Origin of the sequence: Microbulbifer mangrovi, assembly GCF_002009015.1 — a bacterium.
Lineage (GTDB): Bacteria > Pseudomonadota > Gammaproteobacteria > Pseudomonadales > Cellvibrionaceae > Microbulbifer > Microbulbifer mangrovi.
Genome location: NZ_LZDE01000110.1, coordinates 1 through 1,470 on the forward strand (window position 1 = coordinate 1; position 1,470 = coordinate 1,470).

Consider the following 1,470-nt stretch of genomic DNA (forward strand, 5'->3'; position numbering starts at 1 on the left):
CATCCCTGTTTTAGAAGGTCTCGAAAGGGGCTACCCGGTATCGCCACCTTATCCCGAAGAGTTATGCCACCATCAGGACTTGGCAAATGCTTCTCTTCACAGCTATCTTCCCGAACAAGAAAAAGCGAAACAAGGGAATAAACATGTCGGACACCTGTGCAGAAAATGGCCTGCGATCCGTAGAAGTTGCCAAGCAGATGCTGATCGACAGTATTCATCCGATTACTGCGACCGAAACCATTCCTTTGGGCCAGGCCACCGGTCGTGTTCTCGCCGAACCGGTGCTGGCCGCACTCGATCTTCCCCCGTGTGACAATTCCGCCATGGATGGCTATGCCCTCTGCGGTGAGCACGATAGCTACACCGTCATCGGCAAGAGCCTCGCCGGCCACCCTTTTGATGGCACCCTGTCATCGGGCCAGGCCACCCGTATCACCACCGGTGCCGCGGTACCGGAAGGTGCGGACAGGGTCCAGATGCAGGAAAACTGCACACTGGACGGCGACCAGCTCGCCATGAGCCGTCCGGCCAAGCCCGGCGAGAATATTCGTCGTCGGGGTGAAGATGTACACACAGGGCAGAGTCTTGTTCCGGTGGGCTCCAGAATCAAAGTCCCCCATATCGCCCTGCTCGCCGGCGCGGGTGTGGCGGAAGTCACGGTACTGCGCAAACTCAAGGCCGCCCTGCTGTCCATCGGCGATGAGCTGAAACCCATTGGCACGCCGGCCTCGGAATTGGGTGATGGGGATATTTACGATAGCAATCGCATTGCTTTGAAGGCTGCGCTGGGACATCTGGATGTGGACATTCTGGATCTGGGCTGCTGGCCGGATCAGCCGGATAAGATTCGCGAGGCATTTGTTCAGGCGCGGGACAATGCAGATTTTGTGATTACCAGCGGTGGTGTCTCGGTGGGTGAGGCGGACTTTACCAAAACCGTTTTGCAGGAACTGGGTGAAATCGGTTTCTGGAAACTCGCTATCAAACCCGGCAAACCCTTCGCTTTCGGCCGCCTGCCAAGGTCTGACGGCGAAACCCTGTTTTTCGGCCTGCCCGGCAATCCGGTATCCGCGATTGTTACCCTGTACCAGCTGGTTGTACCCGCACTGGAAAAGCTGCGCGGCACGTCAGATCAATTCCGCCAACCGCCACTGCAGATCCGCGCGCGCTTGCTGAACAGTATCCGCAAGAAGCCAGGACGCACCGATTACCAACGTGGATTTACCTATCGCGATGAAGATGGCCTACAGGTTGTAGGCACTCGTGGTATTCAGGGAAGCCATATCCTTTCTGGCTTTGCTGAAGCGAACTGTTTTGTCGTACTGCCTCGGGAAGGCGGGGATTGTGAGACCGGGGACTGGGTTACTGTGGAGCCCTTCACTGCGCCTTTAGCGTAATCTGGTGGTCCCGAGTAAGCGGGTATCATGGCGGCAAAGCACCGGGTATAGGTTTTCAGGACCACTGTAAACC

The 1,470-nt window shown here is 56.9% G+C and carries 1 protein-coding gene; it reads left to right on the top strand.

The genetic code is table 11. The annotated features are described in order from the left end of the window. The first annotated feature begins 143 nt into the window (after positions 1 to 143). Entirely contained in the window at positions 144 to 1,397 is a 1,254-nt protein-coding gene (gene moeA / locus B4U49_RS00540) for a molybdopterin molybdotransferase MoeA (RefSeq protein WP_078082658.1), read from the top strand. Positions 1,398 to 1,470: the final 73 nt, after the last annotated feature.